This window comes from Streptomyces sp. NPDC004732 (genome assembly GCF_040609235.1).
GTDB lineage: Bacteria > Actinomycetota > Actinomycetes > Streptomycetales > Streptomycetaceae > Streptomyces.
This window is the reverse complement of the sequence record NZ_JBEXJR010000005.1, coordinates 172,468-187,884: the sequence shown is the minus strand read 5'-3', so window position 1 is coordinate 187,884 and position 15,417 is coordinate 172,468. Positions and strand designations below refer to the sequence as shown.

Here is a 15,417-nt window from a genome sequence, read left to right as displayed (position 1 = left end):
CGCCTCGGGAGCGGAGAAATACCTGTTCATGGCGAGCCCCGGAGAGCTGGTAGGGTTCTACCCGTCACCGCGCAAGCAGCGCTGATACGCCCCCGTAGCTCAGGGGATAGAGCAACGGCCTCCGGAGCCGTGTGCGCAGGTTCGAATCCTGCCGGGGGCACCTTGTATTGGGTGCCCAAGACCCCGTCACCAGCGGAAACGCTGAGGCCGGGGTCTTCGCGTATCTGCGGGCGGGTCGGTCGTCCTCGCTCGGAAGGTCCTCGTCGCGGCCGCTGGGCAAATCGGTGAATTGGCCCCTCTGAAGGGGAGTTGGGGCCAGACTGCCCTGGTGCTCGTAACCTTGAAGTCCGTTCTGGGTGGGCTCTCCGCCCTCGGCTTCGTCGCGCTGGTGTGGCTTTCCGTGGCCGGAGCCAATACAGCCGGTTCAGGACCGTTAAGCCAATGGATCTTGCGCAGACTCGAATCGTTCGACGCTCGGCATCTGGCGTGGGCGAGGGGGCGAGCAGGTCGGCATTTGAGTAATACCTGTCGAGACCTGTCTTCTTTTGGGCTCGTTGAGCTGGGTAGCGCAAAACCCCTCCGCCAGGCGGTCGAGAAGTGGTATTCGGCTTCCCCGTTCGCGGCTGTGGCTGCCGTCCTCAAATTGATGATCTTGACGTGGGCTCTGCTCAGTGTCGGCCCGTTCGTCGACGCTCTGAGAGAGGCTTGGGGGCGGACGGGGAGGTACAGGTATGTGCCGAGCGCCGGGGTGGCAGTAGTCATCGCGCTCGTGCTCGTGCTGTCCCTGATGCTCCTGCGGGTGCTCCGTGCGACGGCGCCGGTCTTCCGCAGAGTGCAGGACCCCGGGTCCATTCCGCCGGATCCCAATGCGGGACTACCCCCCAGGTTTGAAATTCTCATGAGTCTTATTGGGGGGCGTTTCGCGGAGGCTTCTGTGTACCGACCCGCAGTGGTCCTCACTTCTCGGGCCGGACGCGTCGGCCTCGCGCGTGCCAAATGCAGAGCGTGGGTGACCAGCGCCCCTTTGCACTCTCCCCGAGTGGATATCTCCGATGCGGAACGGGTGATCTGGTCCGCTTGGCGGTTTCGGCACGGCCACGTTCGGCGAGTACACCGGCGGCAGCTCAAAGAGCATGCGGCGGAGGTAATCGGCGCGCTAAGGGTTGCCGAGGCGCGGCAGGACATTGACGCCGACACCGCCGAGGCATTTGAAGACCTGGCCAAGATGTTGCTGAAGATTGCCGAGCGATATGCGGAGGGACGCACCGGCGCCTTGCTGGATCCCGAAGATCTGGCTGATTCCACCAAAGCAGTGAATCGTGAGTGGGTGCGTCTGGCCGGGCTGGGCGTCACGGTGGTCGGGACGGCCGCGGGAGCGTCACTGCTCGGGTTGCCCGACCCTGCAACGAGCGTGCTCGTCGGCGTAGTTGCGCTGGTCGCGGTGGGGCTCCTCTATGGGGCGAGGTTCCTGCCCACGGACCTTGTCGACATCGCCAGGGGCCAGAGCCGCAGATGATCGCGAGGGAGGGACCTCACCGCGCTCGGTCGCGCCACGGGCCGTCCGGTGCCAACGCGTCCAGTACCTCCAGCAACTGCGGTGGCTCGACCGGGTCCTGGAGCGAGGGCAGGTCCGACCATGCGATCCAGGTGTGCGTGTCCAGGCTGGCCTGCTCGTCGGGGAGCAAGCCGGTGCGGCTCAGGGGTGGTTCGTCCACCGGGAAGCGGGCGACGAAGAAGTGTTCCGTCCCCGTGTACTGCTCTCCGTTCCAGTACACATCACGGTCGACGGGCACCGACCCTTCGAGGACCGCAGACGGGTCGAGTCCGGTCTCCTCGGCCAACTCACGTCGTGCCGCCAGCAATGGCGTCTCGCCGGGCTCGATGCCGCCACCCGGCGGCTCCCAGAGCCATGCCCCGTCGGACGGATCCTGCCAGCGCAGGAGAAGCAGACGGTGGGCGGCATCCATACAGATGACCCGGGCAGCCGGCCGGTTCGTTGTTTCCACCTTGCCGACACTAAGCGGTGGAAGCGCCGAGGTGCGGCGGCAGGTGCGGCCGGGGCTCGTTGTGTGGGCTTTGTAAGCGCATGTAAGGGACATGCGGTAGACGGCCGTTGCGTGGAACCTTGTCATGGGCCCCGCAAGTCCCTGCCACCAGTACCACACGCACCTGCCGATCGCCCGCCCGTCGCGGGCGAACGGCGACTACCGCAGGGAACAACCAATGCGCTCCAAGACCCTCACCCGTTCCGGGGGGCGTCCGCTTCCGCAGAAGACGGGAGCGGGCACGGGGAGGCCTGTTCGCTCAAGGGGTTCCCCGGGGTCGACCTCAAGGCCGACAGCGGTCCCGGTGCCATCGGCGCAGAGCGCAGCAAGCTCGCGGCTCCGGCCGTCGCCCTCAAGTCCGGTGAGACGACCCGCTTCACCCTCCACTACCCGAGCAACGACTCCGGCGGCTCCGGTCTGGACATCACCAGCCTCGTCATCACCCCGCCCGACGAGACCCACTCCAAGACCCTGCCCGTCTCCCTCAATCTCCCCGTCACCGACAAGGACGTCTCGACCGTCACGGTGGACCCCGTCGGCACCGGAAAGCAGTAACGGAACCTTCCGCTCGGAGGGAGTCGGCTGCACGCTTGGGGAGTTGGTGACAGGGGGCAATCGGGGGCAGGGGGGACGAGCGTACGAGCGAGAGGGCTGAGGATGATCCGAGCGTGCCTGAACAGTGAGGCCGTGCCCCCGGAGGAGCGGTTCGACTGGTGGTTCGGGCTGAAGTCCGCGTCACCGATCGCGACGACGTTGCACAGTGACTTCACCGACGACTTCCCCGTGGCGGTCGACCACGTGGACCTAGGCGCGGCGACGCTGACCACCATGGCGTATCCGTCGGCCGAAGTGCGCCGGACGGCCCGGCACATCCGCAGAGGCGATCCCGGCAGCCTCCAGGTATCCCTCACCCTGGAGGGGCTCAGCGGCTTCGAACAGGCCGGGCGCAACGTGCGGTTCGGGCCGGGCAACTTCCTTCTGTACGAGTCCTCGTCGCCCTTCGAGGGGTGGATGCGGCGCGGGGACGAGAGCGGCGACCCGACCCGGAGCATCGTCGCGACACTGCCCATGCACCTGCTCCCCTTCCCGGCCGACCGCCTCTCCGACGTCGTCTCCCGGCCGCTGTCCGGCCGGGAAGGCTTCGGCTCGCTGCTCGCCCACTTCATGTGCCAAGTCGTCGATGACGCCGGGCAGTTCGGGGACACCACCGCGGCGGCGGACCGGCTCACCCATACCCTCGTCGACCTGGTGGGGCATCTCGCCGCCCAACACCTGGACAACGAGCGCGAGTTACCGCCCGAGAGCCGTACGCGCACCCTGCTGCTGCAGGTGCAGAGCCACATCCGACGGCATCTGCGCGACCCCGGGCTCAATCCGGACAGCATCGCCGCCGCCCACCACATCTCCACCCGCTATCTGCACCGGCTCTTCCAGGACCAAGGGCTGACGGTCTCCTCCTGGATCCGGCAGCTGCGCCTGGAGCGCTGCCGCCGGGCGCTGGCCAATCCGACGCTCGCCACCATGCCCGTCGGCGCCATCGCGGCCCGCTGGGGCTTCGCCCAGCCCGCCGTCTTCACCCGCGCGTTCCGCGCCGCGTACGGAGTCACGCCCAGCGAAGTACGCGCTCGTACGCTGCTGAGCAACGGGAGTGCGCTGGCGGTCAACAACAGTGCGCCCTTGGTCAAAGACGCGGATTGAACGGTCGGGAAGACTCGGGTGCGGCGGCGAGAACGGGGGCCCGCCGCCAGTGTCCGCCACTGCGCCCATGTCAACGGGGGAGGGCGTAGGGGCGCGTACACCTGATGAGGCGGTGTGTCGGTGTGCCGGTGCGCCCGGCTCCGGCACGCCGCCCGGGGTACCGGACCTCATCTCCCTCGCTCATCCCCCTGCTCATCTCCCTCGCTGACCTCCCGCGGCCCGTCACCGGTCGCGTGCGCCGTCACCGTACGTAACCCCCGGCCGCCCGCCCGCGCCTCCACATCATGTCGATCCTGTGCATCTTTGCAGTCAAGGCCATGGAACCCGGACGAGGCCGCCCATCTTGCCGGGTGGCCCGAGCGGTCGGCGTGATAACACGGAGTGATCATTGTCGAAGGAGGGTACGACCTCGTGGGCATCTTCAGCCGTCGCCAGACCGCCACCATGGAGCCAATACCGGCCGGTGGCCCCGGCGCGCCCGGCGCGCAGGCCTCGACCGGCGGTGTCGAGCTCGACTCCGCGCTGCGCGGTCTGACGGGGCAGTGGACCATCGACCGCCCGCACAGCCGCGTCGGATTCTCCGTGCGGCACGCGATGGTCACGACCGTCCGGGGCGCCTTCGCGGAGTACGACAGCACCTTGTACTTCGACGGCGCCCGGCCCGCCGAGTCGCGGGCCGAGATCGTCATCCGGGTCGCCAGCGTCGACACCGGCGTGGAGCAGCGGGACGCGCATCTCGTCGGCACCGACTTCTTCGACGCGCGCCGCTTCCCGGAGATGACGTTCCGCAGCACCTCCACCGTCCACGAGGGCGGGGAGAGCTTCCGCATGACCGGGGACCTGACCATCCGCGACGTCACCCGCCCCGTCGAGCTGCAACTCGACTATCTGGGTTCGGTCGTGGACCCCTTCGGTTTCGAGCGGGTCGGGTTCGACGGCACCACCACCATCGACCGCACCGAGTGGGGACTGGTCTACAACCAGCGCCTCGCGGCGGGCGGCACCATGGTCAGCGAGAAGGTCCGGCTGCAGTTCGACATCTCCGCGGTGCGGGCCACCGCGTCCTAGCGGTCTTCCTGCTCCCGCTTCGCGTCCTCGTCCCTCAGCGCCCTCGTCTCGCTCTTGAGGATGCGCAGGGACTTGCCCACCGAGCGGGCGGCGTCCGGGAGCTTCTTGGAGCCGAACAGCACCACGATCGCCAGCACCAGGATCAGTAGGTGCCAGGGCTGCAGGGCGTTGCGGATCATCGTTGGCCCTCGTCTCTCACAGTTGCCACACTCGCAACACTTGCCATATTGCGCAACTGTACAACCGTCACGGCTGATCGGCGAAGCGGGCTCTCAGGGTCAGCAGTGCCGTTGCGTAGAGGATCAGGACCAGGGCCAGGAGTGCGTAGTAGAGGAGCGGCAGGGCCGTCATGCCGAGGGGCGGGCCCAGGGGGGTGAGGGGGATGAGGATCCCGGCAGCCGCCAGGGCCATGGCCCCACGGGTGACCGGGGTCGCGGCGGTCCGGGCGCGGGTGGCTTTGGGGCGGCTGGCTTTGGCGCGAGTGGCTTTGGGGCGGGTCGCCGTGGCGTACGTCGTGCGCAGGAGCAGCATCGCCAGGGCCTGCGTGAGCAGGTTCTCGGTGAACCAGCCCGAGTGGAACAGCGACTCGTCCTCCGTCCCCGTCGGGCCCGGCGCCGCGAGCGCGAGGACCGCGAAGGTCGCCAGGTCCGCCACCGCGTTGAGCACGCCGAAACCCGTGATCAGACGGAGGAAGGCACGGGGACGCAGTGTGGTGGGGCGGCGCAGCGCGGTGGCCGCCGGGCGTTCGTAGGCGAAGGCGAGCTGGGCCGCGTCGAAGCAGAGGTTCTGGGCGAGCACCTGTGCCGGGAGCATCGGCAGGAAGGGCAGGAGGAGGCCCGCGGTGAGCATCGCCATGACGTTGCCGAGGTTCGAGGAGAGCGTGATGCGCAGATACGTCGCGATGTTCGCGCCGCTGCCCCGGCCCGCGGTGACGGCGTGGTCGATGGCTGCCAGGCCGTTCGCGGCGGCTCGGGGGGCCGGGGTGTCCGCTGGGTCGGGGGCGTGGTTCGTGGGGGACGGCAGCACCACGTCCGCCGCCTCCCTCGCCACCGGCACCGCGTCGTGCGGGGCCAGGGCCACGTCGGCCGTGTGCAGGGCAGGCAGGTCGTTGACGCCGTCGCCCAGGAAACCCGTGGTGTGGCCGTGGGCGCGCAGGGCCGCGACGACGCGGGCCTTGTGGTCGGGGGTGCAGTCGGCGAAGACCGTGGTGCGGTGGGCCAGTTCCGCCAGTTCCGCCAGTCCCGCGAGTTCGGCGGGTGGCAGGGCGTCTATGTCGGCGGCCGTGCGGACGGCGTCCGGGGCGACGGGCAGGCCCAGGTCGCGGCAGGCGCGTGCGGCGGTGCCGGGGTGGTCGCCGGTGAGGATCTTGACCGTGACGCCGCGGTCGGCGAGCGCGCGCAGGGCGGGTCCGGCTGCCGGTGCCAGGGCGTCGCTGAAGGTGACGAAGCCGCGGAAGGTCAGGGTGTGCACGTCGGCCGGGGTCCAGGCCGCGTGGCGGGCGTGCCCGGTGTGCGGGGTGTGCGAGGTGCGCAGGGCGTGCCGGGTGAGGCGTGCGGGGCGGTCCGCCGTGGCCACGGCCAGCAGGCGCAGGCCCTCCGCCGCGTGCCGGGCCGCCCGCGCGTGCAGGCGTGCGCGCTCCTCGTCGGGCAGGGCGCAGAGCTCCAGTACGTTCTCGACGGCGCCCTTGACCACCAGCGTGTGGACGCCGAGGCCCGCGCCGGGGCGCGTGACGACGGCCGTCGCGAGGCGGCGTACCGGATCGAAGGGCAGTGCCGCGACGCCGTCGTAGCGGGTGAGGGCGTCCTCGTCGGGCGCGGCCGCGGCCAGGATCGCCTCGTCGAGGGCGTCCGGGGCGGGCAGGTCGGCCAGTTGCAGGGTCCACCAGGCGTTCACCGCCGCCCAGTGCAGGACCTCGGGGGCGTCGCGGCCCGCCGCGTCGAGGCCGCGGTCGACCCGCGGGCGGTCCTGTGTGAGCGTGCCGGTCTTGTCGACGCACAGGACGTCCATGGCGCCGAGGTCATGCAGGGCGGGCAGCCGTCTGACGATCACGCCGTGGGTGCGGGAGAGGTGCGCGGCGCCCCGGGCCAGGCATGTCGTGACGACTACCGGCAGCATCTCCGGGGTGAGTCCGACCGCCACTGCGACGGCGAACGGCAGCGTCTCCAGGCCGCGGCCGCGCAGCGCGGCGTCCGCCATGAGCACCAGCGGAGGCGTGAGCAGCATGAAGCGGATGAGGATCCAGGAAATGCCGTGCACGGAACGGTCGAAGGCGCGGGCGGGCCGCCTGCGGGGGGTGTGCGTCGCGGCGAAGCGCGTGTGCCGTCCCGTCGCCGTCACGACGGCGGTGCCACTGCCCGCGGTGACGCTGCTGCCCTGGTAGCAGAGGTGAGGGCGAGGGGAGTCGGCCGGGGCGGGGTCCCGCCCCTTCGGCGTCGTCCAGGGGTGTTTGCCGGTCGGGGACGACTCGCCCGTCAGCGGGGCCTCCGTCACCGACAGGGCCGTCGCACCGAGCACCTGCGCATCCGCCGGGATCACGTCTCCGGGGGCCAGCCGGATGACGTCGCCGGGGACGAGTTCGTCGACGGGGAGTTCGCGGGGCGAGGGCCGCTCGTCGGTGGCGGACGGACGGCGCAGGACCGTCGCCGTCGTGGGCACCAGGTCGCGCAGGGCCGTCATCGCGCGGTCGGCGCGGTGTTCGCCCGTCGCACGCAGCGCACAGCTCACCGCCACCAGGACGGTGATCACAGAGGTCGTGCCCCACGCCCCCATGCCCGCGGAGACCAGGCCCAAGCAGAACAGGACCGCGGTGAACGGGTCGCGCAGTCCGCGTACGAAGCGGAGCGGCCAGGACACCCTTCGCCGGGTCGGCAGCACGTTCGGGCCGTGGCGGGCCAGGCGGGCGTCGGCCTCCTCCTCCGTGAGGCCTCGCGGTCCGGTCTCCAGCGAGCGCAGGACCTGGAGCGTGGTCGGCCCGGACACCGGACCCTCAGGCACCGGTTCCGCGGAGTCGGCGGGCCGGGGCGGCGGACGCCTCGGCGCGCGCCGCGAGTTGGGTGACCATCAGGCGTACGACCGTCACCACGTCGGGGTCGGCGACGAAGTACACCACGCGGCGGCCCTCACGGCGCGACCCGACGAGCCCGGCCAGTTTCAGCTTGGTGAGGTGCTGGCTTACGGCGGGCAGCGCGCCGCCCACCCGGTCGGCGAGGCCGCTCACATCGCTCTCGCCCTGCGCCAGGGCCCACACGATGTGCAGCCGCGCGGACGACGCGAGCAGGCCGAAGGCGGCGGCCGCCTCCGTGAGGAGCTCGGCGGGCGGATCGTCGTGGCCGCCCAGGCCGTCCGTCGTCCCGTCCGTCGTCCCGTGCGGCGTCCCGTGCGGCGTCGCATCCGTCGCCGCCGACGCCGTCCACCGGCCTCCCGCTCTCACCACCGTCGCCCTTCTCGTACTGCTCGCACTGCTCGTACCTGCTCGTCCTTCGCGCCCCAGGCGTCAGCCGTCAGCCGTCAGTCTAGGTCGGAGCCCTCCCCCGACCTTCGCCCCCGCGCCCCCCTTCGGGCATGCTGGCGGACGTCGTACGAAGAACACCGCCGCCGTGCGCGGCATGTGAAAGGACGGTCCCGCTCGTGGGCGACTGGATACGCAGCTTCCACCCCGCACCCGCCGCCGGGACCCGACTGCTCTGCTTCCCGCACGCGGGCGGCTCCGCCAGCGCCTACCACCCGCTGTCGGCCGCCGTATCGGGCACCGTCGACCCACTGGTCGTGCAGTACCCGGGCCGCCAGGAGCGGTACGGCGAGCCGTTTGCCGAGCGGACGGACGAGGTCGTCGACGCCGTGCTCGCCGCGCTCCCCGGCCGGGGAGCGGTCGCCCCGACCACCCCGACCACGTCGACCGCCCTGTTCGGGCACAGCATGGGCGCGGTCCTCGCGTTCGAGACCGCGCGGCGCATGACGGCCGAGGGACGGCCGCCCGTGGCCCTGTTCGTCTCCGGACGGCAGGCCCCCTCGCTGCCCTGGCGCCCCGCGGCGGACCGGCCGGTGCACGAGATGTCCGACCCCGAACTCGTGGACGAGATGCGGAAGCTGTCCGGCACCGCCAACGAGCTCCTGTCCTCCCCCGACCTGCTGCCGCTCATCCTGCCGCCGGTACGCGCCGACTACCGGCTCCTGGACCACCACGTCCACCGCGCCGGACCACCACTCGGCTGCCCGGTCGTCGCGCTGACCGGGGATGCGGACCCTCGGGTCCCGGTCGAGAGCGTGCGGGCCTGGGAGAGCGAGACGAGCGGCGACTTCTCCTGCCATGTGCTGACCGGAGGCCACTTCTTCCTCGACGACCATCTGCCGTACGTCACGGAGGTCATCGCCTCCGCACTGACGGGCCGGAGCGCGGCCACGCCCTGACGGCGCCCCGCTCAGGCGGAAGCCCTGCGCCTCCCCGACGTCGTCTTCTTCGCCGCGGCCGTCTTCTTGGCCCCGGCCGTCGTCGTGGTCGTCGCGGTCGTCTTCTTGGCCGACGTCTTGCGCGCGGTCGTCCCGGCCGTTGCCTTCGCCTCCGCCTGCTTCGACCCCGACGCCTTCGCCCCTGACGTCCTGGCCGCCGACGTCTTGGCCGCCGACGACGTCTTCGTCGCCTTCTTGCCCGCGGGGGCGGCCTTCTTCTTCGCCGAGGCCGCCGTCGACTTCTTGCCGCCCACCTGCTTGGGGGTCGCGCGGGACGACTTGCGGGCGAGCGGGGTCACGTCGGCCACCTTCCGCGAGGCGCCCTCCGGGTTCTCGCCCCGCGCCGTGCGGGCCTCGCGGACGCTGTTCTCCAGGGCGGCGAGCAGGTCGATGACCTTGCCGCCGCCCTCCCCTGCCGGGGCCCGTTCCGCCGGGGCCGCGCCGTCGGCCTTCGCCGCGATGAGTTCCTCGACCGCCTCGCGGTAGTCGTCGTGGAGGGTGTCGATGTCGACCTCGCCGAGGGTGTCCATCAGCGCGTCCGCCAGGTCGAGTTCGGCGTCGCGCACGGTGACCTCCGTGTCCGGGGCCACCCCTTCCGGCGCGCGGATCTCGTCCGGCCACAGCAGCCCGTGCATGGCGATCACGTCGTCGACCACGCGCAGCATGCCGAGCCGCTCCCGGCCCCGGAGCGCGAACTTCGCGATGGCCACCTTCTTGCTCCGCTTGAGCGCCTCGCGCAGCAGCGTGTACGGCTTGGCTGCCGGGGTGCCGCTCGCCGCGAGGTAGTACGCGGCGCCCATCTGGAGCGGGTCGATGCGGTCCGCGGGGACGAAGGCGACGATCTCGATCGTCTTGGCGGTGGGGATGGGCAGCGTGGCCAGGTCGTCGTCCGTGATCGGGATGATCGAGCCGTCCGCGTCCTCGTACCCCTTGCCGATCTCCGCCGTCGGGACCTCGCGCTCCTCCAGCTCGCACACCTTGCGGTAGCGGATGCGGCCGCCGTCCTCCGTGTGGATCTGGCGGAAGGAGACCGCGTGGCTCTCGGTCGCGTTCACGAGCTTGATCGGGATGCTGACCAGCCCGAAGGAGATCGCACCGTTCCATATGGATCGCACGTCCGACACCTCACCGGGACGGGAGCGGGGAAAGAGCTCGACGAGTTCTGGCGTTCTCTTGCAGCGCTTGTCGTGGTTGTCTTGTTTCTCGTAGATATCGCCTTTGTTACGTCTATGGCGCTACAGGCGTTTTATGGGACTCTCATCCTATGACGCCGATCACGGAGGTGGAGGGGCGGCGGCTCGCGCTCAGCAATCTGGACAAGGTCCTGTATCCCGCGAGCGGCTTCACCAAGGGCGAGGTCCTGCACTACTACGCCGCCACGGCCGACGCCCTCCTCCCTCACCTCCGCGACCGGCCCGTCTCCTTCCTGCGCTACCCGGACGGGCCCGACGGCCAGCAGTTCTTCTCCAAGAACGTGCCGCCGGGCACGCCCGACTGGGTGCACACCGCCGAGGTGCCCCGCTCCCGCTCCGAGGGGACCGCCCGGCAGGTCGTCGTCCAGGACCTGGCCACCCTGATGTGGGCGGCCAACCTGGTCACTGAGTTCCACGTGCCGCAGTGGCGGGCCGACGCCCCGGCCCTGGCCGACCGGATGGTCCTCGACCTGGATCCGGGGCCGCCCGCCACGGTCGTGGAGTGCTGCCGGGCGGCGCTCTGGCTGCGGGAGCGGCTGGCCGCCGACGGCTTCCACGCGTACGCGAAGACGTCAGGGAGCAAGGGGCTGCATCTGCTCGTACCGCTGGAGCCCGCCTCCTCCGAACGGGTCACGGCGTACGCCAAGGCGCTGGCCGTCGAGGCCGAGCGTGCGCTGCCCGGCCTCGTCGTGCACCGCATGACGCGGAGCCTGCGCCCCGGCAAGGTCTTCGTCGACTTCAGCCAGAACGCCGCCGCGAAGACCACCGCCGCCCCCTACACCCTGCGGGCGCGCCAGGAGCCGACCGTCTCCACCCCCGTGACCTGGGACGAGGTCGAGGAGTGCGACGAGCCGGGCCGACTGGTCTTCGCCGCGGACGACATCGCCTCGCGGCTGGCGCGGTACGGGGATCTGTTCGAACCGCTCGACGACCCCGACCTGGCGCGCCCGCTGCCGCCGGACTGACGGCCCGGCCTGCTTCAGGTACCCCGGCCTGCTTCAGGTACCCCGGCCTGCTTCAGGCGCCCCGGCCTGCTTCAGGCGTCCCGGCCTACTTCAAGTGCCGGTCGTAGAACCGTCCCCCGTCCTCCACCTCGAACCACGGGGTGCCGGTGTGTCCGCCCAGATTGGCGTGCAGCGTCTTCTGCTTGCTGCCGAACGCGTCGAACAAGTCCAGGGCCCGCTGCCGCGGGTTCCCCTCGTCGTCCCACTGCAGCAGGAGCAGCAGCGGAACGGTGACCTGCCGGGCCTCCTCGCGCTGGGCGCGGGGCACGTATCCCCCGGCGAAGAACCCGGCGGCCGCGATGCGCGGCTCGACCGCCGCGAGGCGGATGCCGAGGGCGGTCCACCCCGAGTACCCGACCGGGCCGCCGATGCCGGGCAGCGCGAGGAGGGCGTCCAGGGTGGTCAGCCACTCCGGAGCCGCCTTCTCGACCATCGGGCCGACCACGGACTCGAAGATCTCGTCGACCGGCTCGCCCGCCCGCATCGCCCGGCGGAGGTCGGCGCGGGCCTGCTCTTCGGCGGCGGAACGGGGGCGGTCACCGCATCCGGCGGCGTCGATGGTCGCCACCGCGTAGCCGCACGCCGCGGTGTGCCGGGCCCGGGCCACCAGCCGGGGCTGCGCCTTGGGCAGGCCGTTGTTGTGGGCCATCAGGACCAGCGGGGCCGATGCGGACGCAGTTTCAGGCGGCGTCCACAGGGTGCCGGGGATCTCGCCGAGGGTGAACTCGCGTTCGAGGACGCCGTCGTCGAGGCGCTGCTCGGAAGTGAAAGCAAAATGCATGGTCGTGCCTTTCGGGAATGCGCTTGAGCGGCACTCCCGGACGACCTATCGCCCGACCGTGACCCCGGAGGAGAGCACCCACGTCGATACGTTCACGGGTACCACCTCCTCCATCTCTCGCACGGCCGTCAGGAACGTAGCAGCGGCCGCCGCGGGCCGCCAACAGGTTTTGCGGAAGCCTCGCCCCGTGACCGGCGTCACAGCTAATCAAGTTTGACTACAGGCCTCTCGTGGCATACCTTCCCTGTCGTAGTCAAACTTGAGTAATCCCGTACACCGCAGAGGAGACCGCGTGACCCTTCTTCCCGAGACCGGATACGTCCCGACCGACGAGGACCGCGCGAGCCTGGACGCCTGGTTCGCCGAGTACGACGCGCACAGCGCGAAGCGCGATGTCGAGCGGATGGCCGACCTGGCCGTCTTCCCGCTCAACCTGGTCAGCGACGACTCCGCGGGCGACGGGCGGGCGGCGCAGTGGGACCGGGAGCAGTTCGTGGGGACCATGACGCACGTCATGGGGGACGGAAGCGAGGACATCAGCTTCGAGTCCACGCGCACGCCCGTCTTCCTCTCCCCCGCGATGGCCGTCGTCTTCACCGACTCGGTGATGACGGCGAACGGCGAGACGCAGCACCTGCGCTACGCCGACATCCTGATCAGGCGCGGCGGGTCCTGGGCCTTCCAGACCATGATCCAGGGCGGCTGGGGGGACAACCTGTAGCAACCCGGCACCCCGGCCTCCGCCCCGAGGCGTCAGACCCGCACCCAGGTGCGGCGGTCCCGGGCCAGCGCGTGCAGGGCCTCCACATCGGCCGGTTTCAGCACCCCGCCGAGGCGCGCCAGCGCAGGCAGGTCCGCCTCGCGCAGCACCCGCACGTCGCGCGGCGGCGCCGCCACGTCCAGGTCGGCGGCGCCGGTCCCGGCCAGCACCAGGACGGGGCGGACCTCCGCCGTCAGCGCGAAGGAGGCCCGGCCCGCGTCCGAGCGGAGCGAGCGCAGCAGGGGGATCGGCTCGGCGCGGCCGACCGTCACCATCGGGTCGGCGATGCGCACCCGCTGCTTGCGGACGGCGAGGGTGCCCACGCAGAACAGGCCACCGGGCCCGATCAGCAGATGGTGGATGCGGGCGTCGCCGGGCAGCGGCAGGGAGTGCAGCACCCGCCAGCCCGCGCCTTCGAGCCCGTCGAGGGTTTCGCCGACGGACCGCTCGGCGGCGAGCGCGCGGTGCCGGGCGTCGGCACGCAGCCTGCGGGCGGGCGCCGGGTCGCGGTCCAGGGAGATCTGCAGGGCCTCGCCGGGGCGGTTGGGCGCGAGGTCGTCGTCCGGGTGGAGGGCGAGCCGGGCCAGCTCGACGGGGGTGGGGACGGGCGGCGGGCCCACGGTGACCTGGCCCGTGAGGAAGGGGGCGAGGACCTCCAGGACGGCGCGCTCGCTCTCCTCGCTGAGCAGGTTGACGCGGGCCGAGTCGCGGTCGTACCAGGCCACGTTCCTGCCGTCCGCGCGATACACGTACAAACGCTCCTGACCGTGCCTCCAGGCCGGTACGACGCGCAGTCCGGTCATGCGCCATCACCCCCTCGACCATGGGAACAGCCCACACGCTCCCCGGCAAGAACCCGGTCGCGGCCGACGGAAGTTGGGGCGTCTTTGCGCCGAGTGCGCCCGGTCCGGGTGTGAAGTCCCACCGGTCCCGTAACGGCACTGCCCACACAGTTATGGGCCGTTGTTACATAGTCGCCGAATTGCCGCAATAGCGGACATCTAACTTCTTAGGAGTCCCCCCGATCACGCCGGAGCGATCAGCCGACCGACCGTAAGGAACGTCCCGTGAGCACCAGTCGCCGCCACACCCTCCTCCGCACCGCCGCCGTCTCCGCCCTCGTCGGCGGAGCGCTGCTCCTCCCGGCCGCGGGCGCCTTCGCGGACTCGCCCGCCCCGGAGCCGACGGCCACGCAGAGCGAGAAGCCGGACCAGCAGAAGCCGGACCAGAAGCCGACCGAGGACCCGGCGCGCAAGCCCCATCCCAAGGGCGAGGTCTTCGAGGTGACCCTCGGCAACGGCGCGAAGGCGAAGATCCAGAACCGCGGCGGCGCGTACGTCGCGACGATCTCGCTCAAGGGCAAGGAGATAGCGACCCTCTCCGCCACGCATCCGACGGTCACCCAGGGCGGCGTGAAGTACGAGCTGCACCCGTCCAACGGGCACATCGGCATCACGTACCTGAAGGGCGACGACAACGGCCAGAAGCAGCGGCACGGCACCGGCACCGGCACCGGCAACAAGACCGTCGCCCCCAAGGGTGGGGTCAAGGCAGGCGCCGAGGGTGTGCGCGACGCCGGGGACCCTGCGTTCCTGGTGGCCGGTGGCGGCATGGCGGCCGCCGGTGCGGCGGGCCTCGGCTTCGCGATGCTGCGCCGCGGCCGCACGGACGGCTGACCCCCACCGAGCCGGTCCTCCCTCTCCCCCTCCACCACAGGAGCCCCACCCATGACCCCCCGCACCCCCACCGACTTCGAGCCCGGCACACCCGGCACACCCGACGCAGCCGAGGCGCCCGCCCGCCCCCGTCGGGGCACCGCCCGGATGGCCGCCGCGGCAGCCCTCACCGCCGCCCTCGGCATCGGTCTGATCGCCTGCGGACAGGGCGGCGGCGGCAAGGGCGACCCGGCCCCCGACGTGAAGGTGAACAACGCCGCCACCGCCCAGGCCAAGCAGGCCGTCGCCCCGCTGAAGGCGTCGAAGCCGACCGGGCTGCGGATCCCCTCGGCGGGAGTCGACGCCAAGTCGATGCTCGACCTCGGTGTGGGCGCGGATCAGCAGCTCGCCGTACCGCCGGTGGACAAGGCGGACGAGCCCGGCTGGTGGACCGGCGGGGTCACGCCCGGCGAGAAGGGCGCCGCGGTGATCGTCGCGCACTACGACACGGCGAACGGTCCCGCGCTGATGAAGAACGTCGCGAAGGTGAAGGTCGGCGACACTGTCGAGGTGCCCCGTGCGGACGGCAGCACCGCGACGTTCAAGGTGCGGGAGATCCAGCAGGTCGACAAGAAGGACTTCCCCACCAATAAGGTGTACGGGGCGACCGACCGACCCGAGTTGCGCCTGCTGACCTGCGGCGGGCCGATCGTGGGCGGCCACCGCTCGGACAACATCATTCTCTACGCCGACCTGGTGACGTAACA

15 protein-coding genes, 1 tRNA gene and 1 pseudogene are annotated in these 15,417 nt (G+C 71.2%); 10 read left to right on the top strand and 7 right to left on the bottom strand.

Going from position 1 to position 15,417, the window contains the following annotated elements:
• Window positions 1–88 precede the first annotated feature (88 nt).
• A tRNA-Arg gene (locus ABZV77_RS16370) sits at window positions 89–160 on the top strand.
• Between the two features lie 879 nt (window positions 161–1,039).
• Entirely contained in the window at window positions 1,040–1,516 is a 477-nt protein-coding gene (locus ABZV77_RS16365) for a hypothetical protein (protein WP_356256448.1), read from the top strand.
• 16 nt (window positions 1,517–1,532) lie between these two features.
• Here the strand turns inward: ABZV77_RS16365 and ABZV77_RS16360 are convergent, their stop codons facing one another.
• Complete coding sequence (locus tag ABZV77_RS16360; RefSeq protein ID WP_356256445.1) at window positions 1,533–2,006, bottom strand: NUDIX domain-containing protein; 474 nt, start codon at window positions 2,004–2,006, stop codon at window positions 1,533–1,535.
• 288 nt (window positions 2,007–2,294) lie between these two features.
• On the opposite strand from ABZV77_RS16360, the pseudogene ABZV77_RS16355 reads away from it, so the two are divergent.
• The 3 genes and pseudogenes from ABZV77_RS16355 to ABZV77_RS16345 all read left to right on the top strand — a co-directional run.
• A pseudogene (locus ABZV77_RS16355) lies at window positions 2,295–2,600 on the top strand (DUF4232 domain-containing protein); the annotation flags it as partial.
• 132 nt (window positions 2,601–2,732) lie between these two features.
• A complete protein-coding gene (locus ABZV77_RS16350; RefSeq protein WP_356256442.1) occupies window positions 2,733–3,743 on the top strand; it encodes a helix-turn-helix domain-containing protein in 1,011 nt (336 codons plus the stop codon).
• A gap of 411 nt (window positions 3,744–4,154) precedes the next feature.
• Entirely contained in the window at window positions 4,155–4,811 is a 657-nt protein-coding gene (locus ABZV77_RS16345; RefSeq protein WP_356256439.1) for a YceI family protein, read from the top strand.
• On the opposite strand, the gene tatA is transcribed toward ABZV77_RS16345, so the two are convergent.
• The 3 genes from tatA to ABZV77_RS16330 form a co-directional block, all read right to left on the bottom strand.
• Window positions 4,808–4,990, bottom strand: coding sequence for a Sec-independent protein translocase subunit TatA (gene tatA, locus ABZV77_RS16340; protein WP_356256436.1), 183 nt, complete (start codon window positions 4,988–4,990; stop codon window positions 4,808–4,810). The genes ABZV77_RS16345 and tatA overlap by 4 nt on opposite strands.
• 67 nt (window positions 4,991–5,057) lie before the next feature.
• A complete protein-coding gene (locus tag ABZV77_RS16335; protein WP_356256433.1) occupies window positions 5,058–7,805 on the bottom strand; it encodes a cation-transporting P-type ATPase in 2,748 nt (915 codons plus the stop codon).
• Window positions 7,798–8,148 (bottom strand): metalloregulator ArsR/SmtB family transcription factor, encoded by a 351-nt coding sequence (locus ABZV77_RS16330; protein ID WP_356257610.1) that lies wholly within the window; start codon window positions 8,146–8,148, stop codon window positions 7,798–7,800. The genes ABZV77_RS16335 and ABZV77_RS16330 overlap by 8 nt, the downstream gene beginning before the upstream one ends.
• Window positions 8,149–8,438: 290 nt before the next feature.
• Here ABZV77_RS16330 and ABZV77_RS16325 point away from each other — a divergent pair, with 290 nt between their 5' ends.
• The gene (locus tag ABZV77_RS16325; protein ID WP_356256430.1) at window positions 8,439–9,218 is read left to right on the top strand and encodes an alpha/beta fold hydrolase; all 780 of its coding nucleotides are present in this window, start codon (window positions 8,439–8,441) and stop codon (window positions 9,216–9,218) included.
• Window positions 9,219–9,229: 11 nt separating this feature from the next.
• Here the strand turns inward: ABZV77_RS16325 and ABZV77_RS16320 are convergent, their stop codons facing one another.
• The gene (locus ABZV77_RS16320) at window positions 9,230–10,372 is read right to left on the bottom strand and encodes a Ku protein (protein WP_356256427.1); all 1,143 of its coding nucleotides are present in this window, start codon (window positions 10,370–10,372) and stop codon (window positions 9,230–9,232) included.
• 149 nt (window positions 10,373–10,521) lie between these two features.
• Here ABZV77_RS16320 and ligD point away from each other — a divergent pair, with 149 nt between their 5' ends.
• Window positions 10,522–11,415 (top strand): non-homologous end-joining DNA ligase, encoded by an 894-nt coding sequence (ligD, locus tag ABZV77_RS16315; RefSeq protein WP_356256424.1) that lies wholly within the window; start codon window positions 10,522–10,524, stop codon window positions 11,413–11,415.
• A gap of 85 nt (window positions 11,416–11,500) precedes the next feature.
• On the opposite strand, the gene ABZV77_RS16310 is transcribed toward ligD, so the two are convergent.
• Window positions 11,501–12,235 carry an alpha/beta hydrolase gene (locus ABZV77_RS16310; RefSeq protein ID WP_356256421.1) on the bottom strand — a complete coding sequence of 245 codons (735 nt, stop codon included), beginning with the start codon at window positions 12,233–12,235 and terminating at the stop codon, window positions 11,501–11,503.
• A gap of 292 nt (window positions 12,236–12,527) precedes the next feature.
• On the opposite strand from ABZV77_RS16310, the gene ABZV77_RS16305 reads away from it, so the two are divergent.
• A complete protein-coding gene (locus tag ABZV77_RS16305; RefSeq protein WP_356256418.1) occupies window positions 12,528–12,956 on the top strand; it encodes a nuclear transport factor 2 family protein in 429 nt (142 codons plus the stop codon).
• Window positions 12,957–12,988: 32 nt separating this feature from the next.
• Here ABZV77_RS16305 and ABZV77_RS16300 read toward each other — a convergent pair whose 3' ends face one another.
• A complete protein-coding gene (locus ABZV77_RS16300; protein ID WP_356256415.1) occupies window positions 12,989–13,798 on the bottom strand; it encodes a nuclease-related domain-containing protein in 810 nt (269 codons plus the stop codon).
• 264 nt (window positions 13,799–14,062) lie between these two features.
• On the opposite strand from ABZV77_RS16300, the gene ABZV77_RS16295 reads away from it, so the two are divergent.
• Both ABZV77_RS16295 and ABZV77_RS16290 read left to right on the top strand, forming a co-directional pair.
• Complete coding sequence (locus tag ABZV77_RS16295; RefSeq protein WP_356256412.1) at window positions 14,063–14,671, top strand: hypothetical protein; 609 nt, start codon at window positions 14,063–14,065, stop codon at window positions 14,669–14,671.
• Between the two features lie 51 nt (window positions 14,672–14,722).
• Window positions 14,723–15,415: a class F sortase gene (locus tag ABZV77_RS16290; RefSeq protein ID WP_356256409.1), complete on the top strand. Its 693-nt coding sequence runs from the start codon at window positions 14,723–14,725 to the stop codon at window positions 15,413–15,415.
• Window positions 15,416–15,417 lie beyond the last annotated feature (2 nt).